The organism is Rhodococcus sp. BH4, from assembly GCF_002079265.1.
Classification (GTDB): Bacteria; Actinomycetota; Actinomycetes; order Mycobacteriales; family Mycobacteriaceae; genus Rhodococcus_F; species Rhodococcus_F qingshengii.
In genome coordinates this window covers 4972316-4997356 of sequence record NZ_CP014941.1, presented here as the reverse complement: position 1 = coordinate 4997356, position 25041 = coordinate 4972316, and the positions used below count along the sequence as shown (strand labels likewise).

Below are 25041 nucleotides of genomic sequence, written 5' to 3'. Positions count from 1 at the left end.
ACAAATTGTCAATTTGAATAGTTGAACAAGCCTCTGTTGACGCTTTCACATACCTCGACCACGATCATCTGAACAGATCGAGTTACGCGGTTGTTGAAAATGCACGGTAGTTGAAATGCACTGCAGACGGAACGGTGGTCCACGATGACTGAACTGGTGTCGGGCGTAGCCCAGGCCAAGCCCTATGACCTCGATGATCGGTACCGGTCGGGATCGGGACCGGTGTTGCTGACCGGTGTTCAGGCAATTGCACGCGGCTTCGTCGAGCAGCACGTTCGCGACATTCGGGCAGGTAAGCGTATTGCCACCTTCGTCTCCGGTTACCAGGGCAGCCCCCTCGGTGGCGTCGACAAGATGCTTCACGGCATGCCCAAGGTTCTCGCCGAGCACGACATCACCTTCATCCCTGGCTTCAACGAGGAGCTCGCCGCCACGGCGGTATGGGGAAGCCAGACGGATCTCCCTGCCGGAACCGCGACCCACGACGGCGTGACCGGCGTCTGGTACGGCAAGGGCCCCGGCGTCGACCGCGCTACCGACACCATTCGCCACGCCAACATGTACGGCGTGAACCCCAAGGGCGGCGTCGTCCTCCTGGTGGGCGACGACCCCGCGTCGAAGTCCTCCACGGTTCCGGCCGTCAGCGAGCGCTCGCTTGCCGCGATGGGCGTGCCGGTTCTCTTCCCACGCAATGCCGAAGAGATCATCACGATGGGTATGCACGCCGTTGCTCTCTCGCGTGTCTCCGGTTGCGTCGTAGCGCTGAAGATCGTCGCCGACGTCGCAGACGGTGCCTGGACGATCGACGGCAGCATCGCGGACTTCGACATCGTGGTTCCGGAAGTGCAGTTCGAGGGCAAGCCCTTCGTCTACAAGCAGCGTCAGATGGCCGCGCCGCCGGACAGTGTCATCGCCGAGGCCGATCTGTACGGCCCGCGATGGGATCTTGTGCACGCGTACGGAACTGCCAACAACCTCGATGTGATCGAGGTCAACCCCTCCGGTGCGAAGATCGGTATCGCCGCCACCGGTACAACTTTCGACTCCGTCCGACAAGCTCTGGCAGACCTCGGCGTCGATGATGCCGCGCTGCACCGCGCCGGGATCCGTCTCCTTCGCATCGGAATGTGCTACCCCGTCGTGGGCGAGAAGATCAAGGAGTTCGCCGAAGGTCTCGAGCAGATCGTCGTGGTCGAGGACAAGACCGCGTTCATCGAAGCTCAGATCCGGGAAGTCCTGTACGGCACCGACGATGCCCCTCGCATCATCGGCAAGCGTGACGGCCAGGGCCGTCTGCTCATGCCTGCCAGTGGTGAACTGACCGCAGGCCGGCTGCTCGCCCCGTTGCGCCGCGTACTGAAGCCGCACGTCGAACTCAAGCGCACCCTCCCGGCCCCGCTGTCGCTCAACGTGCTCTCCGCCAAGCGAACCGCGTACTTCTGCAGCGGGTGCCCCCACAACCGTTCCACCGCTATTCCCGAGGGTTCCATCGGCGGCGGCGGAATCGGTTGCCACACACTCGTCACCATGTCCGGCCGTGAGGACAGCGCTGTCACCGGCCTGACGCAAATGGGCGGCGAGGGCAGCCAGTGGATCGGGCAGGCACCGTTCACCGACGTGCCTCACCTGTTCCAGAACATCGGCGACGGCACCTTCTTCCACTCCGGTCAGTTGGCTGTCCAGGCATGCATCGCCGCAGGCGTGAACATCACCTACAAGTTGCTCTACAACGAAGTAGTAGCGATGACCGGTGCACAGGACGCGGAAGGTGCCCTCTCCGTTGCTCAGCTCAGCCACAAGCTGACCACCGAGGGCGTCAAGCAGATCATCATCTGCGCCGACGAGCCTTCGCGTCACAACAAGCGCGCTCTGGCCAAGGGCACCAAGCTCTGGCACCGCGATCGCCTCGACGAGGCCCAGAAGGAGCTTCGCGAGATCAAGGGCGTCACAGTGTTGATCTACGACCAGCACTGTGCGGCCGACGCTCGTCGCCAGCGCAAGCGTGGCACGCTGCCCACTCGCAACACTCGCGTCGTCATCAACGAGGCAGTGTGCGAAGGCTGCGGTGACTGCGGTGTGAAGTCGAACTGCCTCTCGGTCCAGCCCGTGGACACCGAGTACGGCCGCAAGACGAAGATCGACCAGACGTCCTGCAACACCGATTACACCTGCATGGACGGCGATTGCCCGTCGTTCGTGACCGTCGAATTGGTACCGGGCAAGAAGGCTCCGAAGGCCGCACGTCCCGTCCCGCCCGTCGTCGCAGACCCCGATTTCGGACCGCTCACCAGCACGCAGAACGTTTTCCTCGCGGGCATCGGCGGCACCGGCATCGTGACCGTCAACCAGGTGCTCGCAACGGCTGCACTGCGCGCCGGCCTCGAGGTGGAGAGCCTTGACCAGATCGGACTGAGCCAGAAGGCCGGACCGGTTGTCTCGCACCTGCGTTTCAGCTCCAGCGCGCTCGAGCCGTCCAACCGCCTCACTCCGGGCAGCGCGGATTGCATCGTCGCCTTCGACCTGCTGACCGCGACGGACAACAAGAACCTCGACTACGGCAACGCCGAGAAGACGGTCTCCATCGCCTCGACGTCTCAGACGCCGACCGGAGACATGGTCTACGACAAGGCTGTTCGCTACCCCGAGGAGACGTCACTCCTCGCCCGTCTCGACAAGGTGTCGCGCACCCTGCGTTCGTTCGACGCACTCGCCGCGGCACAGGAGTTGTTCGGTAACACCGCAGCAGCCAACTTCCTGCTGATCGGTGCGGCCTACCAGAGCGGCGGACTTCGTCTGCCGGCAGAGGCCATCGAAGAAGCGATCGGCATCAACGGCGTTGCCGTGGACGCGAACATCGCGGCATTCCGTTGGGGTCGTGCAGCAATTGCCGACACCGCAGCGTTCTCGGCCGTCACCACGCCGGCCAAGTCCGTCCGCGAACCCGTTGTCGCACCGGCTCACATGTTCGCCGGAACCACCTTCACCGGTGAAACCCTGCGACTGGTGGAACTGCGTGCGGCGCAGCTCATCGAGTTCCAGTCCGTCAAGATCGCCCAGCGCTACATCGATCAGGTTCAGGCAGTCTGGACCGCCGAACGTGCCGCAACCGAGCGGACCGATTTCAGCGAGGCTGTTGCCCGCGGCCTCTTCAAGTTCACCGCGTACAAGGACGAGTACGAAGTTGCTCGTATGCTGGTCGACCCCGCATTCATCGAGGACGTCAAGTCTCAGGTGCCGGCCGGGGAGAACCTGACCTACAAGCTCCACCCGCCGATCCTTCGAGTGATGGGCCGCAAGAAGAAGATCGGTCTCGGACCCAAGTCGCATGTTGCACTGAAGGTTCTGGCCAAGGGTAAGAAGCTTCGCGGTACCAAGCTCGACCCCTTCGGCTACATGCACGTCCGCAAGGTCGAGCGTGAACTGCTCGCCGAGTACGAGGCCATGATCGCTGACCTCTCTCGTACGCTCGCAACCGACGGATACGATCGCGCCGTCGAGATCGCGGCACTGCCGGACGTGGTTCGCGGTTACGAAGACATCAAGCTCGGCAACATCGAGCTGTACAAGACTCGCCTGCGCGAACTCGGTGTCGGTGAGTAGGAGCGCCGGCGAGTAGATCGAACAAGGCTGTGCCCCAGTGACCGTCGTCGCTGGGGCACAGTTGCATTCAGGGCATACTCGGACCCAGGCAGGTTCAGGAGGGCGGGAACTGGCCGTCGGCAACCACGGCGCTGCCGTTCCACGTGAAGTTCACTATGTTCGGTCCGCCTTGGGGACAGCAGAATGCATCGTCGTCCAGCAGCCAACGGTATTGGACGGATACCGAATCCTTGTTGCTGTCGATGACGTGTGTGTACGAGTACGGCTCACTGGTAGCCGTGCCCAGGTATGTTCCGTCGTGGAAGAACAGGACGTGTGACTGGTAAGTCGCATCGCCGACGCCGTCGCCGTCCACCGAAACCCAGAGCAGGTCAGGACAATTCCCGATCTGTTCTTCGCTCGCGGATCTCGGTATCCAATTGCCCCCGTTGATGTCGGTGCCCAGCGTGCCGATGGCGTCGGTGACGAGCGAGGAGCCGACGTCGAGACAGGGACCCGAAGCGGGGATTGCTGTCGTAGTCGCCGTCGTGGATGCATTTGTGCGGGTGTTCGATTGTGGCGGGGGAGAGCTCGCTACCGTCGTCTCGGTTTCGTTTGCCGTCGATGTCGCCGACGCCGTTGAACTGGCTGCCGTGGAACTCGCCGCCGCTTCAGGTGTTCCTTCGGTCGACCCACAACCGGCGACCGTCAGGGCAGTGGCCGTCACCAGTGCAGCGGCTGCGACGGCGGCCGAAATCGGAGCTTTCCTGCGCATGCGTCCTCCAGAGTGTATGGGTTCACGTGTTCAAGTCCCTCCTTCGTTCTGTCGCCGGGCCGCATGCGTGCGTTATCGAACAACCGGTAACGATCAGCTATCGGACTCGGTGTTCCGTGCTTCGGTGCTCTTGGCCCCGGCCGCGTCGTATCGCACGGATCCAGCAACGACGGTCATCGCAATCTCTGTGGTCAGGAGAGAATCGACCCCTTCGGTGAACGGATCTTGTTTCAGTACGACAAAATCGGCTGCTTTACCCCGAACCAGCTGGCCGGTCACATGTTCCCACCGGCACGAGTAAGCAGCGTCGCGAGTTGCGTGAGCCAGCGCATCCGCGAGAGGTAGAGCGTACTTCGGCAGATTGGGTGCCAGCGACGGATCGATTGCGGATCGACGGGTGGTGGCTGTGAACATGTTCGGCAGCGGCGGGTGGGGAGCGGTCGGAGCGTCCGAACCCAAGGCCAGAACCGCTCCGGCCTCGGTGAATTCAGGCCAGGGGTACGCGCGATTCACCCGGTAGTCGCCGAGCATCGCCTGCCAGTTCTCCTGGATTGCAGGGTCAGCGTGAACCGGTTGCATCGAGGCGATGATTCCCAGGCGGGCAAGCCTTTCGACGTTGTCCCGGGTGATGGACTCCAAGTGTTCCATTCGGTGCCTGCGGGGAATGTCTCCGTTGGCGGCGATCGCGTACTCGAGTGCCGTCAAACCGATCTCCGACGCCTCGTCGCCGATCGCGTGCATCGCGATCTGCAGGCCTGCGGCGTCGGCGGCTGTCACGACGGGGATCAAGGATTCGAGATCCCAGATGGGCTCGGCGTTGGTGCCGTCCGAGTACGGTTCTTTCATTGCGGCAGTGCAGCTGTCGATCACACCGTCGATGATGATCTTGATTCCGGCGATACGGAGCCACGGACCTTGGACACGCTCGTGGAGTTCGATTGCGTCGTGAACTTGTCGGACGTTGTCGGCCTCATTGTCCTCGCGGGTCATCAGCCAATGAGCCGCGACGCGCAGCGGCAGTGTTCCGTCTCCTGCGTCCAATGCTCTTTCCAGCGAGGCTAATTCGTCCGCGCCGAGAGCCATGTCGACCGCACCGGTCACGCCGTCCTCGAGATAGTGGCGGAAGGCGAGAGCGAGGGCGGCGTCCCGGTCTTCGTCGGATGCGAGCTCCGCCAGTTTCGGCCAGACGTAGAGCATCATGGCGGTCTCGTACAGCATTCCGGTGGCTTCTCCGGTGTCCGGATCCCGGCCGATACGACCGCCGATCGGATCGGGAGTGTCCGCGTCGATGCCGAGTTCTCGCAGTGCTGCAGTGTTCACCCAGACCGAATGTACGTCGTTGGCGTCGAGGTACACCGGGCGATCGGGTACGACGGCGTCGATCATCTCTCGCGTCGGGTGCCCTCCATCCAGCGCGGAGAACAACCAACTGCGACCCAGCAGTCGTGGTGCGTCCGGGTTCGATTCCGCGAATTGCTTGATGCTGGACTGAATGTCGGCGAGATCGGCGGCATCACGCAGATCCAACTTCTGCAGCGCGAATCCCATCATCACCAAATGCGTATGGGCGTCGACGAAACCGGGTAGCACGACGGCACCTTCGAGATCGATCACCTCGGCGTCTGGAGCCAGGATATCGGCATAGACGGTTTCGCCCACGAATCTGAGCTTGTGGCCTTCGACGACTATCGACTCGGCCCATCCGTCGTCGGCAGCCGTGAAGATCTTTCCGTTGCGGTAGTGAGTGATGCTGTCATTCATGACTTCTACGTGATCCTTACGCGATGACGGTAGTAGTGATGGCGGCGCTGTGGTGACGATACGCACCTTCGGTACGTGCGGAGAGTCGGGAAACCAAGGCGAACGGGACCAGTAGAACGAAGCTGATCCCCGAGATGATGACTCCGAAGGTCGGATACCCGAGGCCGGCCGTCACCGAAGTTCCGAACAGCGGCGCGAACGCGGAGCCGATGAGGTAGGTGCCCAGTAGTGGCGCCGACCATCGGCCGGCCGCGTCGAGCGCGGCCGAGATGGCAACCAGGACGATGAACGTGGCCGCGTAGATCGTGTTCCAAGCGATGACCACTACCAGGTAGATCGTGGGATCGGTGGTGAGGCCGGCAGACAGCTTCAGAATTGCCCCGAGTATCAGTAGCACGGAGATCGATACTGTCCGACTGACCCGAGAACCCAACGCGGTCAAGGTAACAGCCGCGAGCACACCACCCGCCGTTGATGCGCTCAGTGCGAGACTCATTTGTTGATCCGAGAGCCCGGCGTGCTCGGAACCCATGATGCCGAGTACTGCCCACAACGAGTCCTCGCTGATCGCCCAGACTGCAAGCATCGCGAGAAATGCGGTTCCGGCAAAAGTGAGTCGTTTCGCGCTGACCCCGGCGGGGAGAGCTGTGGTCGTATTGGCGGACTTCGCCGTCTCCGGCGACTCTTTCACCGGGGACGACGGCAACCAGGTGACCGTTGCTGCGGTAGCCAGTGCCAGGACTGCGACGATGCCGAATGCGTTGGTCATGTGTGTGCCGAGGATGGGTATGAGAGCGAGGACGGCTGTGACGACGACACGGTTCACGAGGCCGCTGATGCTTGACGCCCGGTCCGGGTTCGTGAGCGCGGCCAGTGCCGCTCCGCCAACGGATGCGGATCCACCAGCGCCGATACCGCCGACGATGATCGCGGCGCATGCGATCGTCGTGGACGGTGCGATGGCCGCAACGCCGAATGCGGCTGCCATCGCGATCAGGCTGACGCGGCCGAGGAGATGGCGATGCCGGCCCGAGGCGATTCGGGTGGTGGCGAGGCAGGTGACGGCGCAGACCAGCAGCGATGCGGTCAGAACGGCACCGGCAGCGGATTCGGTGACACCGAGGTCCTCGACCATTGCCACGATCATCAGGGGGATGAGGTTCGCGGTAATGAACCCCATGACGCCGATACTGAAGACGGCAATACCGCGGTTGGCGGTGAGTGGAACCCGGTCGGACTGCGTATTCGTCGAAGCGTTGATCGGCACTAGGGCAACCCCATGTCCTGAAGGGGGTGGCTGAACCGACCCCTGGTGTCGTGATGCGAGTCACTTAATGAATGTGATTCGTTAAGTATGGGGATGAGCTCCGCCACGGTCAAGAGATCTAACGAATTTGATTCGTTAATTGTATGTTTCCGGATACCTGCTTCCGGAAAGTGGCGTCGCCGGTCTGTTTCCTGTTGTGAGGCTTATGCTTCCGCAATGGCTGAGATTGCGGAACGCACCCGCTACTTCGAGCGCTACGTCACTTTCATCGACGCGATTGTCGCCATTGCGATCACGCTGCTCGTACTGCCGCTGGTCGAACTCACCAGTGACCACCACGGCACCACGTCGGAACTCCTGCGCGATCACGCTGCGGAGTTCTATTCGTTCGCCCTGAGCTTTCTGGTGATCTTCCGTCTCTGGTGGTCGCAGCATCGGCTGCTTCGTTTTGTGGTCGACGGAGACAAGGTGGTTGTGCGCGGGCTGGGGTTGTGGGTGATGACCATCGTGTTCTTGCCCTTCCCGACAGCGCTCGTTGCGGCGCCGTCGCAGGATCTCGGAACCAGGGCTCTCTACATCGGGACAATGGCAGCCAGTGCTGCGTGCCTGGCGGTGGTCGCGTGGGGTCTGGTTCGCAACCCCTCGTTGAGCGAAGAGAATGCGAAGCCGCATTTCACCGCTGAAATCGTCACTTTCCTGATCATGGTGGTGGCGCTGCTCGTCAGTGTGCTCGTTCCGGTGACGTCGTACTTCCCGCTGTTTCTTCTCCTGTTGTCGACGCCGATCGAGAAGCTGTGGAACCGAGTGGCGGCGAAATGGAGTCGCGGTGAAGGTGAGATGAGCTAGTCGGCGCGAGCGGTCATCGCGGATTTCTTGGCTTTGTTTCCGCAGATGTTCATCGAGCACCAGCGTCGGTTGTTGCCGCGACTGGTGTCGACGTAGAGGCCGGTGCACCCGTCGCCCTGGCAGGCTTTGACGCGGTCGTGGTCGGGTCCACCGAGCACCGCGATCGCGTCGGCAGCCACTATCGACAAAGCGTCGCGGATCGGATTGTCTCCGGCTGATTTCCAGAGGGCCTGGCCACTCTCGAGGACGAGGTGGGCATCACCGAGCTCGGATGCGGTGTTGACGATCCCGACATCGGTGCGTGAGGCGCGGCGGTTCTCGCACACGGCGGTTCCGATGCGATGAATGGCCTCACGTAAATCCTGCGCGCCGCGGAGGTCGTCTTCTGTCGCGGTTGCGGGGGCGTCCATCAGATCGTTGGCGCGTAACCATAATTCGAGTCGCTGCGGGCTCGTGAGTCGTTCGAACCTCGAGCCGTTCCGATTGGTGAGGGTGGCGGTGAAGCGGAAGGCGAGCGTGTCGTTGTCGAGTCGAAACACGTCCCGAGCGGATTGATCAGCTCCTGCTTCGTTCACTTTCGTCCTCCTTCGTGGCGAACCATCTCAACCGGTTCGACAGCAACTGTACCCGTGTGAGAGTCTTGAACCGTCTTAGATGGTTCAGCACTTTCGAGAGGGAAATCCATGACTTCTGTTTCCGTGGTCGGCTTGGGCGCGATGGGTCGTCCCATCGCTCGAAATCTACTGGGCGCAGGCTTCGACGTGACGGTGTGGAATCGCAGCCCTGAAGCGGTAGCCGAACTGGTCGAGGAAGGGGCGAGCGGCGCGAAAACCGTTGCCGAGGCATTCCAGTCCGGTGTTGTGCTGTCGATGTTGGCAGATGATTCGGCCGTGTCTTCGGCCATTCTGGATCCCGCCGTCCTCGCATCCGTTCCGAGTGGAACCGTGCACGTCAACATGGCCACCGTCAGCGTCGACCTTGCCAAGCGCGCCGCCGCACTGCACGCCGAGTACGGTATCGGGTACATCGCGGCGCCGGTGTTCGGACGCGTTTCTGTTGCTCAGGCTGGTCAGTTGAACATCATCGCCGCCGGCGACAGTTCCCTCCTCGAGCGAGTGCAACCCTTCCTCGACGTCATCGGTGCTCGCACGTGGCCACAAGGTGAGCGTCCGGAGCAGGCCAACATCGTCAAGATCATCGGCAATTACCTCATCCTCGCCGCGATTCAATCCTTGGGCGAGGCAATCACATTGGGGGAGAGGTCAGGTGTGGACGGAAGCCAACTCGTAGAACTGCTGACCTCGACGATCTTCCCGGGGCCGGTCTACTCCAGCTACGGAAACCTCGTCGCGACGCGTCAGTACGAGCCTGCAGGATTCACCACAGCTCTGGGCCTCAAGGATTTGAGGCTTGCGCTCGACGCCGCCGACAGCGTCGATCTGGATTTGCCGTTCGGTGGCGTACTTCGAGGCGTGCTCGCTCAGGCTCTGGCGAACGGTCAGGGCGAGATGGACTGGGCGTCTATTGCAGAACTGGTCCGTTCCGGCCAGTCGGGTGAAGGCAGTCCCGAAACACCGACGAGGTGAGCTCGAACTCGGACGGGACGGCGACTTCGGCACTGGCGGAGACCGATTCCGTCCGGACACTACCGCTGGCCGGGTTGTCGGCACTCGCAATGGCAGGCTTCATAGCGATCACAACCGAAACCATGCCGGCCGGACTACTGGTGCAGATCGGGTCAGGGTTGTCCGTATCAGTCTCCGGCGCAGGGCAATTGGTCACCGCATACGCATTGGGTTCCGTCGTCGGGGCGGTACCACTGATCGCATTGACCCGAGGATTGCGACGGCGTGCTGTCCTGGTGTCGGCGATTCTGGGGTTCGGTGTCTTCAATCTGGTGACAGCGCTTTCGTCGAATCTTGTTCTCACCTTGGGTGTTCGGTTTCTGGCCGGTGTGGCGGCAGGTGTGGTGTGGGGGTTGCTTGCCGGGTACGCACGCAGGATGTCGCCCCCTCACCTGCAGGGGCGGGCCGTTGCGGTTGCCTCCGTCGGACAGCCGATCGCGTTGGCAATCGGCGTTCCGATGGGGGCGTGGCTCGGGACCCTGGCCGATTGGCGCGTCGTCTTCGCCGTGATGTCGGTTGCTGCGCTACTTCTGGTCGCGTGGATACTCACGGTGATGCCGGACTTTCCCGGGCAACAAGCGGATCGGCAGCTGCCGGTGCGGAAAGTCTTGGTCCTGCCTGGCGTACGACCGATTCTGTTTGTCGCGTTCTTGTGGATCCTCGCGCACAACATCGTGTACACGTATCTGGCGGCGTTTCTGGATCGCATCGGTTTCGGCGATCGGTTGGGAATCGTCTTGTTCGTGTTCGGACTTTTCGCCTTCGTGGGCATCGGTGTGGTCGGGGTGTTTGTCGACCGGGCCCTTCGAAGTCTCACCGTGCTGAGCTTGGTGGTCTTTGCCGCAGCTTTGACGGCGTTGGGCGTCGGCGGTGACAGCTTCGCAGTGATCGCACTCAGCGTTGCGGTATGGGGCGTGGCATTTGGAGGCGCTCCCACTCTCCTTCAGACTGCGCTCGCGGATACGACGGGCGACGCTGTGGACACGGCGCAATCGGTTTTCGTGACGATCTTCAATGCGGCGATCGCAGCGGGCGGCGTCGTGGGCGGGCTGATCTTGGCGGACAGGGGTGCGGGAGCGTTGCCGTTGGTTTCGCTGGTGCTGATCGTCGTCGGTGTTCTTGTGGCCAGTATCCGACAATTCGGACATAGCTTGTGATTCACTTCACGCATGCGGAAGTCATTGTTGGTGGTTGCTCTCGTTGCTACGTGGTTTGTCGCCGGAGCGATGCCCGCGGGGGCTGCGGATGCGAATTGGTCCGGTGATTACTCGCTCAAGCGTTTCGCCGCGACCAAGACGGGCACAAGTCTGGCCGCCAGCCAGTGGGAGCCGGATTTCTCCGATACATACACGTTCGAGACGGATTGCTCGAGCGGAGTCTGTATCGCCACAGTGGTCGGCGGTCCGGCTCCCGCCAATCCGACGTTGCCGCAGCCTGCTCGATACACCTGGGACGGAACCAGTTGGGTGCACCCCTATGACTGGGAGTGGGATTGCTACCAGGGGGAGGGCGTGCCCAAGGTGTGGGCACCGGCGCACTCCGAGGCGTATTACACACCTCAGCCCGATGGCAGTCTGAAAGGTTCGTGGCGTACCGACATCAAGAGTGGTCCCTGCGCGGGATCGGTGATCATGCGCGTCGAGGCGTACCCGGTCGGTCGGTCTACCGGATCTTTCGGTAGTTGAGAACGATCGGCGACTGGATGGTGTTGAAACAAATCTGAGGCCGCGGGAATTGATCGAGCCCCATGCACGTTAATTGAGTCAGTAACGCTCGACTTTCTGCAAGGAGGCTTCGGAATGCCAGCATTCTTCGGGCCCGAGGGTCCCGGTCGCATCGATATTTCCCGGCTCATGAGCAGGGCCACCCAGCAACTCATGGCTGACGCTGCACGTGTAGCGGCTGCTCGCGGTGATTCGGATCTCGATGCACTGCACGTTCTCCGCGTCATGGCGGAGCAGGATCCGGTCCGCACGCTCATGCAGCGCGCCGGAGCCGACCCGAAATCCGTGGTCGACGCCGTCGACCTGCGGCTGCCACAAGGCCGTGAGCAGGGGGCCTACTCTGCTCCTGCGCTCAGCAGTGCCGTGAAAACCGCTCTACTCGAGGCTCATCAACTGGCCCGAGCCCTGGGATCGACGTACATCGACCCCGAACATCTCTTCATCGCCCTGGCCGGTGACCCCGATCATGTTCCGGGTCGTCTGCTCGCTTCGGCCGGCATCACGCCGGAGAAGCTGCAGGCAGCGGTTCAGAATCCCGCAGCCGGTCCAGTCGAAGACGAGTCCACCACACCGACGCTCGACAAGTACGGCATCGATCTCACCGATCGCGCCCGCAACGGCGGCGTCGATCCGGTGATCGGCCGCGCCGACGAGATCGAACAGACCATCGAGATCCTCTCCCGCCGCACCAAGAACAACCCGGTCCTGGTGGGTGAGGCCGGCGTCGGCAAGACTGCCATCGTCGAAGGTCTCGCCCAGCGCATCGTCGACGGGGATGTCCCGGAATCGTTGGTGGGCAAGAAGATCGTCCAGCTCGAACTCTCGAGCATGGTCTCGGGTACCCGTTACCGCGGTGACTTCGAGGAACGGCTGACCAAGGTGATCGACGAGATCACCGCACACAAGGACGAGCTGATCGTCTTCATCGACGAGATGCACACCATCGCCGGTGCCGGAGGCGGTGCAGACGGTGCGATGGACGCCGGAAACATCCTCAAGCCCAAGCTCGCTCGCGGTGAACTGCACATCGTCGGCGCCACCACGCTCGACGAATACCGCAAGAACATCGAGAAGGATCCCGCGCTCGAGCGGCGCTTCCAGCCCGTACAGGTCGGAGAGCCGTCGATCGAGGACGCAATCGCGATCTTGAGCGGACTGCGCAGTCGGTACGAGGATCACCACAAGGTGCACTACACCGACGAGGCGATCACCGCTGCGGTGGAGCTGTCGGCACGTTACATCGGCGACAGGTTCTTGCCGGACAAGGCAATCGACCTGATCGACCAGGCCGGCGCCAGGCTTCGCTTGAAGACGGCCACGGTAGACACCGCTGCGCTGCAGCAGCGTCTCGAGCAGCTCGAGAGCGACAAGGAGAAAGCCGTCGCCGACGAGTTGTACGAGAAGGCGTCGACCCTGCGTGACGAGATCAACGGCGTCGCAAAGCGTCTCGAGAAGGCAGGATCCTCGGTTCCTTCCGAGGAAACGCCGGACGTGACCGCTGAACAAATCGCCGAAGTTGTCGCTCGCGCAACGGGTATTCCGGCAAGCCAGATGACTCAGGCAGAGAAAGATCGCCTGCGCCGTCTGGAAGAGGAACTGCACGGTCGTGTCATCGGGCAAGATGACGCCGTTCGCGCCATCGCGCGTGCCGTGCGTCGTAGCCGTACCGGTATGAGCGATCCGGATCGTCCCGTCGGTAGCTTCCTGTTCCTCGGACCCACTGGCGTCGGCAAGACGGAGCTCGCAAAAGCTCTGGCTGCCACACTCTTCGGTGACGAGAACAAGATGCTGCGCTTCGACATGAGTGAGTTCGGTGAGAGGCACACGGTCAGCAGGTTGGTCGGTGCTCCTCCCGGATACGTCGGCTACGGCGAGGCCGGACAGCTCACGGAACAGGTGCGTCGTAACCCGTACTCGGTGATCCTGCTCGACGAGATCGAGAAGGCACACCCGGACGTGTTCAACACCTTGCTCCAGGTGCTCGACGACGGGCGTCTGACCGACGGTCAGGGTCGGACGGTGGACTTCAAGAACACCGTCGTGATCATGACCAGCAACCTCGGCTCGGACATCATCTCGAGCAAGTCCGGTGGACTCGGCTTCACCACGGGTGACGCAGAGTCGGCGGAGAAGCCACTGCGCGACCGCGTGATGGCCAGGTTGCGCGAATCGATGCGGCCGGAGTTCCTCAACCGTATCGACGAGATCGTGATCTTCCGCAAGCTCGACACCGAGCAACTGCACCGGATTACTGATCTGCTGCTCGACGACAGCCGGAAGCGGCTGCAGTCCAAGGGCATCGAGATCGAGTTCACCGCCGACGCAGTGGACTGGATCGCCGAGCACGGGCATCAACCCGAGTTCGGGGCTCGCCCGTTGCGTCGTTCGATTCAGCGTGTGGTCGACGACAAGATCGCCGACATGCTGCTCGACGATCTCCTCGAAGAGGGCGGCAGTATCACCGTCGCGGTTGACGAGGGTGAGTTGGTGTTCAGCTAGGGGACAGCCCCCTGTGAGCGGTTAGGGAGTCCCAGGACTCCCTAACCGCTCACAGGCGCGTAGCGCCCAAAATCTCCGCCGCCAGGGCATCGTTATGCCGGAAGAACCCTGCATTGGTACGGGGACGAGGGAAAGCCGCCGACCAGTTGTGGCCTGCAACCCACGGCCCTGCGGCGAAGCGGCGAGGATGAGCAGTGTTGTCCTGAAGAAGAATTCGTGACGTGCCGTCGACCGCGAGCTTCGCCGAACTGTCGGCGGTGGCACGTAGTTCGACTGCCTCGCCCCGACGGTGAAGCGTCCGCAGGAGCAAGTCACCGCTCGCGCTGATGGACGCAACCGGCAAGCGTGCTTCGACGAGGATGTTCGCGGCCACGATGTCGGTGTGCGACGCACTGCGCGCGACAAAGATCCCAGCCCCCGTTGCCGGGTCGATCTCGGTGGAGAACACCGAATCCGGCCCGAGGAACTGGACGATGCCCGCCTCGTTGAGGGCGATCAACTGTTCCAGTCGCTCGGGTGGCGGACCACTGGCGATGAAGCTGAAGAACGAATGAAGCCAACCCTCGACGTCCTTGGCGACGGATTCGGCCGGGATTCTGCCGCGCCGCAACAATTCTCCGACGGTCATGTACGTCGACAGCAGCGCTGAGAAGACAGCCGCGTCGGCGCTGAAATACGGGTCCGACCTCCGCGCGACATCTGCCGAGATGTATTCGGTGATCCGGGATTGGACCTCGGCAAGCCCGTCGTAGCGCTCACCGCCGAGTGGGCGGTTCAGCCGCTCGAGATCGATACGGTCTTCCGGCTTCGGGACTGCGTTCTCGACCAGTTCATGCAATCGAGGCGATCCCCAGGCCAGCGAGGCGAATTCGGCGTCGAACTCCTCCCAGGTGCCCACTGTCCGATCCGGGTGAGATGCGAACAGCTCGTGATAGTGGGCGCCTGCCAGTTCTTTCGACGCCAAGGGCCAGATGTCGTTTCGGAAATCCAACGGTCCGTCGCCGGGAACGAGATCAGCGGTGAAGAACCGCGGTAGCGGTGGCCGTGCGTCAGCGATCGAGTACGAAATCTTGGAGTGATACGGCACTCCGCGACGAGATCCGGCATACAACAGGGGTTCCCGACCCGAGGGAGCGTAAGTGAGGATGCCGTCTTCACCGCGTTCGAAGATGCCGCCACGGCTCTCGGCGAGGAGAACCATCCAGTCGACGAAAGCCAGCCCGAGTCCGGCGATCAGAACCGGTTCGCCTTCGGGAATGACATCGGCGTCGAGGTCGGCAGTGTAGCCCGGACCCACATACGTCAACCCGTGATCGGACGCGAAGCTGGTCAGCGCGGTTTCACGTGGGGCAGGCAACGCATCGGGGTGCCCTTGTGCGAGAAGGACGGTCGTCGCGTCGATGACAGCTCCGTCGTCCAGATGAACCGTCTGTGTCTCGCCGACGTTCACGATGTCGACCACGGATCGTCGATGAACTCGAACGTCGACGTGCGCTGGCGCGGAGTCGACTGCAGTCTCGAACACCCAGTTCAGGTATCGGCTCTGCAGTGACCTCGATGCAAACGACGACGGGGTGATCGTCGGAACTTCTGCTGCGATTTCTGGGAATTCGGCAAGCTCAGCCGAGCGCTCGGCGACCCATTCCGCGAGGGTCGGACCCGGCAGCACCGGGCCGATCACGGCGGTGGTCTCGTCGGTGAACATCGTGACGTCCGCTGTTGTCGAATTCATCCACAGAAGCGGCGCCTGGCTGCCTCGCCAAATACGGCCGGCGCCTGCCGGATACGGGTCGACAACGTGAATGTCGATCGGTGTGGGATCGGCGTTCACCGATTCGTGAGCGAGGATCCGCTCGAGTACGCCGGTCCCGCGGGGTCCACCACCCACGATCACGATGACAGCTGCTGTCCCCACTGAGGTACGGGGTCGATCGCCTGGCACGAGTCCTCCATCGGACCTGGCAGAAAGCACCCGCACCTCAGCAGAGGGGGTTGCTGCGACGTCACGGAGCCAGGACTCTCGATCGCTCTGGATGGTTAGTCCAGCTTATCTTCGGAGAATTTTGAGGCAAGGAATTCCGGACATCAGATCAGCGTGAATCAAACAGTTGTCAATCACTATCTTTCGGTTTGCGTTGCAGGCAGGATCCGAGCGTGAACATCCCCGAAGCCGATTCGTGATCCGCCGGCGCCGGGAGCGGTGGCTGAGATGGCGATGGTGTCGCCGTCTTCGAGAAAGGTACGGGTCTCGGAGCCCACAGCTACGGGTTCCTTGCCGCCCCACGTCAGCTCGATGAAGGCGCCGCGCTGATCTTTGTCCGGTCCGGAAATGGTTCCGGACGCGAAGAGATCGCCGGTGCTCGCTGCTGCGCCGTTGATGGTGGTGTGCGCGAGCATCTGCGCAGGCGACCAGTACATCTGGGCGTAGGGCGGCCGGGAGACGACGTGACCGTTCCATTCGACGGCCAGGTCGATGTCCAGCCCCCACTTCTCTTCACCACGCAGATAGGAAAGCGGTTCGGGATCCTGCACCGGAGTGTCGATTCGGGCTGCTTCGAGAGCGAGCAAGGGTACGACCCACGGTGAGATGGAGGTCGCGAAACTCTTCCCCAGGTTCGGACCGAGGGGCACGTACTCCCACGCCTGGATGTCTCGGGCAGACCAGTCGTTCACGACGACGGCGCCGAAGACGTACTCGGCAAATTCGTCCGGGGTGATGGAATCGCCCATCTTCGAGGGAGTTCCGACGATGAACCCCATCTCGGCTTCGATGTCGAGGCGCCGGGACGGTCCGAAGTCCGGGCTTTCCTGATCGGGTGCCTTCCGCTGTCCGCAGGGACGAACGATGTCGGTGCCGGAGACGACGACGGTGCTCGAGCGCCCGTGGTATCCGACGGGAAGATGCTTCCAGTTCGGCATCAAGGGGGCTGCGTCCGGGCGGAACAACCGCCCGAGGTTGGTTGCGTGATTCTCCGAGGCGTAGAAGTCGACGTAATCGGCCACTGCGATCGGCAAATGCATTGTCACCGAATCAACGGAAAACACTGCATTCGAGTCTATTTCGCTAGTCACGAGCTCCGTGATCCGGTTTCGCACCGATACCCACTGATCTCGTCCCTGAGCCATGAACGCGTTCAGAGTCGGTTCGGAGAAGACGGAATCACCTAGTGTCGCTGCGAGATCGACCACCGATTCGGCGACGCGCACACCGACACGCGGTAACCCTCCCGCGGGGGAGAAGACCCCGTACGGCAGATTGTCGAGACCGAACAGTGAGTCGGCGGGAATGTCGATGGTCGTGACAGTCATACGAGAGTTCCTTCGGTTTTGTCGGAGCGGACGATCAACCCGAGGCCTTCCAGCTCGGTCAGAGGGTCCGAGATGCTGCAGGTACCGAACGAGAGGAATCGGCGACGCACCTCGCCGGCCTCGTCCTCGGTGAGGTCGGCCAGGGCTTGCGCGATCGATTTTCCATCGCGCTGAGACAGTGCAGCAACAATTTCCGAACGATCGGCGCCCCGCCTCGCCGCGTCGACGGCCACCATGATGTTGAGGAAGCCGTGTTGCTCGAAGCCTGTTTCCGGATCGGTGTTGCGCACACCGTGGTGCAGTCCCGCAGTCGCCTTGAACGGGATATTCGCTCGGACAACGGATATCACCGCATCGGCGAGCTCTTCCTCGTTCGGGTACGCCTCGGCGACAATCCCGCCGGTGCGAAACTTTGCGGAATGCCCGGCAGTTTCGAGAGCTGTGAGATAGCCCGCGCGCCGATCACCTCGAGGCACCTCGACAAAAATGTCGACGTCGGGATGAGCGGCATGGACACGAGAGAGTTCCTCGAAGGCCGCATCGGCGTCCAACCCGTCAGGAATTCCCACCTCGACGGCGGCGACGTGAACACCAGGGATGGCGAGCGCGTTCGAGAGTGCGGCCGCCGTTTCGGATGGGCCGGCCGGCACGGTCAGACTCAGCGTCACCGGGCTGTCCGCTGAAACGTACGCAGCCAGTTCGCTCAGTCGCGGCGCGGGAAAAACGAAAGGCCCGACCAGTGCGTCGTAATCTGCCTGCAGGTAGGCGGCGTGGGCCGGAATTGCCTCGGCGAGAGGAGCATTGCCGGGTGGGAAAAGTGCTGCGTCGTCGCACAGGCCGCGCAGGAGTGGGGAGATGATCGTCATTGCCGAGGCCCCCGCCCTGCCCAACTCCAGGCGTACGCTTCGTCCTCGCAGGCAAGGGCTCCCTCACCCAATTCGAGGGGCCGGAACGTATCGACCATCACGGCGAGCTCGTCGAAGAACTCGGCGCCGATGCTCCGCTCGTAGGCGCCGGGTTGTGGTCCGTGGGCGTGGCCGCCGGGATGAATCGATATCGAACCCTGACCGATGCCGGAACCCTTGCGCGCCTCGTAGTCACCGCCGCAGTAGAACATGATCTCGTCCGAGTCGACGTTCGAGTGGTAGTACGGCACCGGGATCGACAGGGGGTGGTAGTCGACCTTGCGCGGAACGAAGTTGCAGATCACGAAGTTGTTTCCCTCGAACGCCTGGTGGGCCGGCGGCGGTTGGTGAACACGGCCCGTGATCGGCTCGTAGTCGGAGATGTTGAAGGTGTACGGGTACAGGCAGCCGTCCCAGCCGACGACATCGAAAGGGTGCGTGGGATAAACCATTCGGGTGCCGACGATGCCCGCCGACGTTCGGTGCTTGACCAGTACCTCGACGTCGGTTCCTTCGGCGATCATGGGCGCGATCGGTCCGTGCAGGTCTCGTTCACAGAACGGTGCGTTCTCGAGCAGCTGGCCGAAGCGGGAAAGATAGCGCTTGGGCGGGACGATGTGACTGTTCGCCTCGATGGCGTAGGCACGAAGTGGCTTGTCACCCTTGGGGATCCATCGATGCGTTGTGGACATCGGGATCAGGACGTAGTCACCTTCACTGGCCTCGAGTGCACCGAAGACGGTCTCGACGGTCGCCTCGCCAGATTCGATGTAGACCATCTCGTCGCCGATTGCGTTGCGATACAGGGGAGATGGCGCTGCCGCAACGACGTAGGACAATCGCACGTCGGCATTTCCGAGGATGAGACGACGGCCGGTTACCACGTCGGTCTCGTTCCAGGTGCTTTCGGGAAACAGCGTGTGGAGTTTCAGATGGCGCGGTTTGAGGGGATGGTTGGGGGTTGTGCTCTGATCGCGCAGTTCCCAGACCGTTGCGTCGACGATGGCCGACGGGATCTCGCGGTGGTACAGCAACGAAGAATCCGAGGAGAAACCTTCCTCTCCCATCAGTTCTTCGTAGTAGAGGTTGCCGGACTCGTCACGGTGTTGGGTGTGACGCTTCGGTGGGATGTTGCCGAGTTGTCGATAGAACGCCATGACGGGGCTCCTTCTGTGCTGTTCTGCCTGGCTCACCTCCACCAGATAGTAAACATATTAACTAAAATGATGTGATGAGCGCAACCCTCCAAGGGGGTTGGGGTCTATGTCAGTTACGTCCGCGTACGTCGAACTGGCTGCGGTTGGTGATCAGTTTGTCCAGGAGCATGACAAGAATTCGCTGTTCGGCCTCGCTCAGGACGCTTACCCAGGCGTGTTCGCGTTCGTTCTGCTCGCGAAAGGCTTCGACCATGGCTTCTCGGCCCTTGTCGGTCAGGTACAGCTGGACGGAACGGCCGTCGTTCTCGGTGGGCCGACGATCGATCAATCCGTCTGCCAGCAGCGACTTGGACAGATTGGAGACCGCTGCCCTACTCATGCCGGTGAGCTCGGCGGCAGCCTTCGGCTCGATCGGACCGGCCAGCCAGGTGACGAACAACAGCCTGAAGGAGGACCATGACCAGCCGCGAGGGCGGTGGATCGACGACTCGAGATCGTAGGTGACCACGTTGGAAGCCCGATTGAGTGTCAGTAGTACCTCGGTGGCCAGCTGGTCGCGAAAGCCGTGTTCGGTGGCCAGTCGCTTGTTGGCCAGTTCGATGAACGACCAGAAGTTCAGCACGCCGACGGTTGGCTGGTCATCGGTTGTCCGGTCAGTCATGGACTAACCCTAGCGCGATCTGCAGTTGATTAATCCGTGTATTAAATCTCGGGGTTACGATGAAACTTCGCAACCCGGCACTGCGGTCAGGATTCTGAACTATCGTGACGCGCGTGACTGCGCGCAGCGACGAGTTTCCCTTGGACGTCGACCTCATGTCGGTGGGGCAACTCGAGCGGAGAGGACGACTGACCACGGCGGTGGTCGAGATGCTGGCCGAGATGCCGTCGGATCGAATCCAGATGAAAGACGTCTCGGAGCGTTCAGGCGTCGCACTCGGAACGCTGTATCGCTACTTTCCGACCAAACAGCAACTTCTGGCTGCGGCGATGACGGCGTGGAGCGGTCTCGAATCGGTCCGTCGTCCTGAGAAGTTGCGGGCAGACGGTGGTGAGAACAACGCGTACGAGCGGGTTCTGGCACTTCATCGCCGCGAGATGAAGGCATTCGAGCGTAGGCCCTACTTCGCTCGGTTGGAGATCGAACTCCATTCGTCCTCGGATCAGTTCGTGATCGAGTCGTTGGATCTGCGCGCAGCGGCACATCGGAGAATGCTGTTCGAGTTGATGGACGGCGTCCCGGCCGAGACGGCGAGGGTTGCGGCCGTGGCAATAGGCGGCACGATGTTGACGGCCCTTGCGCTGTGGACCAGTGGCCGGATCGGATTCGCAGAGGCCCAGCGGAACGTCGAAGACGTCATCGGACTGGTAATTCGCTGAACGGTTGCAACCTAGAATTCAGTTCTTGTTTCTGCTGTCATGAACGCGAATTATCGCTTCGGCTTTGTGAAAACGAAGACGCAGGACGAGACCTTACCTAGAATTCACTTACAAATATGTCGGGTGTCCGATCCAGGGATCGACGTATCCGTGAACTGTGAAAGTGAGTCGCAATGAAGCGCTCGTACCGAGTCCGCGCTCGAATCTGGATGGTTGTCCTGGCGTCGGCGACGCTGGTGGTGACGGGGTGCGCCGGTAGCAGCCAAGGTACGACCACGGATGCATCGGACGTGACGGTCGGAGTTGTCGGTGACCAGAACAACGGGGGAGAGCCGCGATCGGGTGGCACCGTGTCGTTTGCCACCTACAACGGGATCAGCAGTCTCGATCCGGCTGACCGTCAGGACGGCGGCGCTACCGGTGGTAGCGAAATGGCAGCCATCTACGACCTTCTCATGCGCTTCGATACGTCGGCGGGCGAATACGTCCCCCACTTGGCTCAGTCGTTGTCGGCCAACGGCGACAACACGGTGTGGACACTGAAATTGCGCGACGGCGTCACCTTCAGCGACGGCACTCCGATGGACAGTGCGGCAGTCCTGTGGAGCATCGATCACTATCTGCAGAAGAAGGGAACTCACGCGCTGGTGTGGAAGACCGCTGTGCGCGAGACGAATTCACCGGATCCGAGTACGGTCGTCTTTACATTGGCGCAGCCGTGGGACGAGTTCCCGATCATGTTCACCACCGGTCCCGGCATGATCGTCGCGCCCTCGTCGATGGCTACCGGCACGTTCACCCCGATCGGGGCAGGCCCGTTCGCCGTCGAGAAGTTCGCCTCCCAGGACGAATTGGTGCTCGCTGCCCGTCCGACGTACTGGGACGGGGCGCCGTACCTCGAGAAGTTGCGCTTTCCGGCAATCGTCAACGAGAAGAGCAAACTGGAAGGATTGCACACCGACGGAATCCAGGTTGCCTATCTGAAGTCTCCCGACTTCATTCACGAGGCTTTCGAAGCCGGTGATCCCGGATTTGTGTACTCGGCCAGCATGGCCGGAGTTCTGGCAATCAATCAGCGCGACGATCGGGCAGCGAAGGACGAGCGCGTGCGTAAGGCGATTGTCGCTGCGGTGGACCCGAATACGTTCAACGAGCGAGTTCAGGGCGGCTTCGGCGAACCCGGCACCGACATGTTCGCGTCGTGGTCGCAGTGGCACGGATCGGTGGCCGGGAACGGCTTCGACCCCGAGGCGGCCAAGAAGTATCTCGCCGAGGCGAAGGCGGACGGTTACGACGGAAAACTGACGTACGTCGGGATGAACGATCCGGCGACGCAGCGCAGCGCACTGACGTTTCAGTCGCTCTTGCAGGCAGTGGGTTTCACGGTCGACATCACCTACGCAACCAGCATCAACGATCTGATTTCCATGCTGTACGCAAAGCACGACTACGACGTGTCCTACTTCGCGTTCAACGTGCTGGAAGAGTCACCGTTCGTGCGTATGTACGGCAACCTGTTCAGCGAATCGCCGTCGAACATCCTCGGTTACAAGAACGCTCGGATGGACGAGTTGCTCGGCAAGCTGCAAACAGCGTCGGGCGAGGATGAGCGGCGAGCCGTCATCGACGATATTCAGACCGTGGTCAACGAGACGGCGCCGATGGCCGTGGTCAACTCCGGCAAGGTCTTCATCCCGTGGCGCGAGAACGTCCACGGAGTGACCCCGAGTGCGGACGGGATTCTGCTCTTCGGCAACACGTGGTTGAGCTGACCCCCGTGCGCCTTTTTGGTAGTGCCCACTACCAAAAAGGCGCACAGGGGCTTTGCCCCTATAGCTCCGCTCGTACCAACTTCGCGGCTTCGACGAGGTTACGCAGTGACGCCTCGACCTCGACGGAACCGCGGGTCTTCAAACCGCAGTCCGGGTTGACCCACAACCGCTCGACAGGAACAGCTTTGAGTGCCTCACGCAGGGATTCGGCAATCTCGTCGACGCTCGGCACCCGCGGCGAGTGGATGTCGTAGACACCCGGGCCGACGCCGAGATCGAACCCGACCGAACTGAGATCGTCGAGGACCTCCATGTGTGAGCGCGCCGCCTCGATGGACGTGACGTCCGCGTCGAGGCCGGCGATGGCGCCGATCACCGCTCCGAACTCGGAGTAGCACAGGTGCGTGTGGATCGCGGTGGAATCCGCGACGCCCGAGGTAGCCAACCGGAAGGCGCCGACCGACCAGTCCAGGTAGGCGCGCTGATCCTCGGCACGCAGTGGGAGTAGTTCTCGTAGAGCCGGTTCGTCAACCTGGATGATTCCGATTCCGGCGGCCTGCAGGTCGACGGTCTCGTCTCGAATGGCCAGTGCGACTTGATTTGCCGAGTCGGCGAGGGGTTGGTCGTCGCGGACGAACGACCAGGCCAGAATGGTGACGGGTCCGGTGAGCATGCCCTTGACCGGCTTGTCGGTCAGGGACTGCGCGTACGTGATCCAGTCGACGGTCATCTGTTTCGGGCGGGAGACGTCGCCGTACAGAATCGGCGGACGCACGCAGCGGGTGCCGTACGACTGGACCCAACCGTTGGCGGTGGCGAAGAATCCGTCCAACTGCTCCGCGAAGTACTGGACCATGTCGTTGCGTTCCGGCTCACCGTGAACAAGAACGTCCAGGTCCAGCTTTTCCTGGAGCGCAACAACTTCGGCAATTTCGGCGCGCATACGGTTGACGTACTCGGCTTCGTCGATCTCGCCCTTGCGCAGTGCTGCGCGAGCGATGCGGATCTTCGAGGTTTGCGGGTACGAACCGATTGTCGTCGTGGGCAGCGGCGGCAGAGAAAGCAGTTCGTCCTGGGCAGCGCGACGTTCGGCGGCGGGCGCGCGACCGGTCGCCGAGTTCAGCACGGCGGCCAGGCGTCCCCGAACACTCGCATCATTGAGTCTGCGATCGTCCTTGCGGGTCGACGCGGCCGCTCGTGCCAGAGCGAACTCGTCTTCCACCGACTCCCGGCCCTGTGTGAGAGCGGTTGCGAGAGTTACTACTTCCTTGACCTTCTCGGTGCCGAACGCGAGCCACGAGCGCAGGGCCTTGTCGACATCGGCTTCTGCGTCGAGAGTGTACGGAACGTGCAGCAGGGAGCACGATGTGGAGACGGCAAGATTATCCACGCTGCCCAACAGAGCACCCAACGTGCTCAGTGCCGAATCCAGATCCGACCGCCAGATGTTTCGTCCGTCGACCACGCCGGCGACGACCAGTTTGCGGGCGAGTTCGGGGACGGAGCCGATCGAATCCTGACCGGCCACCAGGTCGACGGCAAATCCTTCGACGCCGGTGGACGCAAGCGCGGGCAGCGCCTCACGCAGCGAACCGAAGTACGACGCCAACAGGATCGACGGCCGCTCGGACAGCGCTGAAAGCTGTTCGTACGCAGCGCGTGCCGCTTCGATTTCCTCGTCGGTGCGATCGCCCACGAGGGCCGGTTCGTCGAGCTGAACCCAGCTCGCACCGGCCTTCGCGAGCCGACCGAGTAGATCCGCGTAGAGGGGGAGTAGTTCTTCGAGTCGCGAGAGCAGCGGCTCGTCGGTGCCGACAGCCTTCGAGAGCAGCAGGAAGGTGACCGGTCCGATGACGACCGGGCGGGCTGCAATGCCGTCGGAAAGTGCTTCTGCCAGTTCGGACAAGACCTTGGACGGGTCGAGTGCGAACGTGGTGGACGGCGAGATCTCCGGCACCAGGTAGTGGTAGTTGGTGTCGAACCACTTCGTCATTTCGAGCGGCGCGATGGTGTCCGTCCCACGGGCAGCGGCAAAGTAGCGGTCCAACGGATCGGCGACCGACGCGACGCGGTCGGGCAGCGCGCCGAGAAGAACTGCGGTGTCGAGCATCTGGTCGTAGAAGGAGAAGGTATTGACCGGGACGGAGTCGAGGCCCAGGTCACGGAGGTCGGCCAAGCCCTGCCGACGGAGGTCACGGGCGACAGCCTGCAGGGCGTCGGCGTCGATGCGCCCTGCCCAGTAGCTTTCGGTTGCCCGCTTGAGTTCTCGATGAGGACCGATGCGCGGTGAGCCCAGCACGGTCGAAGTGAATGTTGTTGTCACGGAGTTTCTCCAGATTGCCAATGCATTGATGGCCACTGCCGGCAGACGGGTACACCTCACGAGACCCCGAGTTTCAGCGGGCAGCACTGCCCGCACCGCACACGAGGTCCGATGGAGAT

At 62.2% G+C, this 25041-nt stretch carries 18 protein-coding genes and 1 riboswitch; of the genes, 8 read left to right on the top strand and 10 right to left on the bottom strand.

What is annotated here, in order from left to right; all coding sequences use genetic code 11:
• Window positions 1–144 precede the first annotated feature (144 nt).
• On the top strand, window positions 145–3600 hold the full coding sequence (locus A0W34_RS22960; RefSeq protein WP_042921773.1) for an indolepyruvate ferredoxin oxidoreductase family protein: 3456 nt from the start codon (window positions 145–147) through the stop codon (window positions 3598–3600).
• A gap of 94 nt (window positions 3601–3694) precedes the next feature.
• Here the strand turns inward: A0W34_RS22960 and A0W34_RS22955 are convergent, their stop codons facing one another.
• The 3 genes from A0W34_RS22955 to A0W34_RS22945 form a co-directional block, all read right to left on the bottom strand.
• A complete protein-coding gene (locus A0W34_RS22955; protein WP_003940243.1) occupies window positions 3695–4354 on the bottom strand; it encodes an LppP/LprE family lipoprotein in 660 nt (219 codons plus the stop codon).
• Window positions 4355–4447: 93 nt separating this feature from the next.
• Window positions 4448–6115: an amidohydrolase gene (locus A0W34_RS22950; RefSeq protein ID WP_081558337.1), complete on the bottom strand. Its 1668-nt coding sequence runs from the start codon at window positions 6113–6115 to the stop codon at window positions 4448–4450.
• Window positions 6116–6131: 16 nt separating this feature from the next.
• A complete protein-coding gene (locus A0W34_RS22945; RefSeq protein ID WP_007733614.1) occupies window positions 6132–7382 on the bottom strand; it encodes an MFS transporter in 1251 nt (416 codons plus the stop codon).
• Between the two features lie 216 nt (window positions 7383–7598).
• On the opposite strand from A0W34_RS22945, the gene A0W34_RS22940 reads away from it, so the two are divergent.
• Window positions 7599–8228 (top strand): TMEM175 family protein, encoded by a 630-nt coding sequence (locus A0W34_RS22940; RefSeq protein ID WP_081558336.1) that lies wholly within the window; start codon window positions 7599–7601, stop codon window positions 8226–8228.
• On the opposite strand, the gene A0W34_RS22935 is transcribed toward A0W34_RS22940, so the two are convergent.
• Window positions 8225–8803, bottom strand: a complete 579-nt coding sequence (locus tag A0W34_RS22935; RefSeq protein ID WP_081558335.1) for a CGNR zinc finger domain-containing protein — start codon at window positions 8801–8803, stop codon at window positions 8225–8227. The two genes, A0W34_RS22940 and A0W34_RS22935, sit on opposite strands and share 4 nt — an antisense overlap.
• Before the next feature lie 108 nt (window positions 8804–8911).
• Between A0W34_RS22935 and A0W34_RS22930 the strand changes: the two genes are divergently transcribed.
• The 4 genes from A0W34_RS22930 (at window position 8912) to A0W34_RS22915 (ending at window position 14076) form a co-directional block, all read left to right on the top strand.
• Window positions 8912–9814: an NAD(P)-dependent oxidoreductase gene (locus A0W34_RS22930; RefSeq protein ID WP_054781765.1), complete on the top strand. Its 903-nt coding sequence runs from the start codon at window positions 8912–8914 to the stop codon at window positions 9812–9814.
• Window positions 9811–11010, top strand: a complete 1200-nt coding sequence (locus tag A0W34_RS22925) for an MFS transporter (RefSeq protein WP_081558334.1) — start codon at window positions 9811–9813, stop codon at window positions 11008–11010. Before A0W34_RS22930 ends, A0W34_RS22925 begins: the two co-directional genes overlap by 4 nt.
• Window positions 11011–11022: 12 nt before the next feature.
• Window positions 11023–11538, top strand: a complete 516-nt coding sequence (locus A0W34_RS22920; RefSeq protein WP_037128543.1) for a hypothetical protein — start codon at window positions 11023–11025, stop codon at window positions 11536–11538.
• A gap of 114 nt (window positions 11539–11652) precedes the next feature.
• Window positions 11653–14076, top strand: a complete 2424-nt coding sequence (locus A0W34_RS22915; RefSeq protein ID WP_007733608.1) for an ATP-dependent Clp protease ATP-binding subunit — start codon at window positions 11653–11655, stop codon at window positions 14074–14076.
• Window positions 14077–14125: 49 nt separating this feature from the next.
• On the opposite strand, the gene A0W34_RS22910 is transcribed toward A0W34_RS22915, so the two are convergent.
• From A0W34_RS22910 to A0W34_RS22890, 5 genes are all read right to left on the bottom strand, one after another.
• A complete protein-coding gene (locus A0W34_RS22910; protein WP_232329908.1) occupies window positions 14126–16018 on the bottom strand; it encodes an FAD/NAD(P)-binding protein in 1893 nt (630 codons plus the stop codon).
• Window positions 16019–16022: 4 nt separating this feature from the next.
• Window positions 16023–16116: riboswitch (SAM riboswitch) on the bottom strand.
• Between the two features lie 78 nt (window positions 16117–16194).
• Window positions 16195–17385, bottom strand: a complete 1191-nt coding sequence (gene fahA, locus A0W34_RS22905; protein WP_030535302.1) for a fumarylacetoacetase — start codon at window positions 17383–17385, stop codon at window positions 16195–16197.
• Window positions 17382–18251, bottom strand: a complete 870-nt coding sequence (locus A0W34_RS22900) for a hypothetical protein (protein WP_030535303.1) — start codon at window positions 18249–18251, stop codon at window positions 17382–17384. The genes fahA and A0W34_RS22900 overlap by 4 nt, the downstream gene beginning before the upstream one ends.
• Window positions 18248–19447 carry a homogentisate 1,2-dioxygenase gene (locus tag A0W34_RS22895; RefSeq protein WP_030535304.1) on the bottom strand — a complete coding sequence of 400 codons (1200 nt, stop codon included), beginning with the start codon at window positions 19445–19447 and terminating at the stop codon, window positions 18248–18250. The genes A0W34_RS22900 and A0W34_RS22895 overlap by 4 nt, the downstream gene beginning before the upstream one ends.
• Before the next feature lie 109 nt (window positions 19448–19556).
• Entirely contained in the window at window positions 19557–20108 is a 552-nt protein-coding gene (locus tag A0W34_RS22890; protein ID WP_003939926.1) for a MarR family winged helix-turn-helix transcriptional regulator, read from the bottom strand.
• A 104-nt stretch (window positions 20109–20212) separates the two neighbouring features.
• Between A0W34_RS22890 and A0W34_RS22885 the strand changes: the two genes are divergently transcribed.
• Both A0W34_RS22885 and A0W34_RS22880 read left to right on the top strand, forming a co-directional pair.
• Complete coding sequence (locus tag A0W34_RS22885; protein WP_003939912.1) at window positions 20213–20827, top strand: TetR/AcrR family transcriptional regulator; 615 nt, start codon at window positions 20213–20215, stop codon at window positions 20825–20827.
• A gap of 173 nt (window positions 20828–21000) precedes the next feature.
• Entirely contained in the window at window positions 21001–22599 is a 1599-nt protein-coding gene (locus A0W34_RS22880) for an ABC transporter substrate-binding protein (RefSeq protein ID WP_081558332.1), read from the top strand.
• 58 nt (window positions 22600–22657) lie between these two features.
• Here the strand turns inward: A0W34_RS22880 and metE are convergent, their stop codons facing one another.
• On the bottom strand, window positions 22658–24922 hold the full coding sequence (gene metE / locus A0W34_RS22875; RefSeq protein WP_003940074.1) for a 5-methyltetrahydropteroyltriglutamate--homocysteine S-methyltransferase: 2265 nt from the start codon (window positions 24920–24922) through the stop codon (window positions 22658–22660).
• Between the last annotated feature and the right edge of the window lie 119 nt (window positions 24923–25041).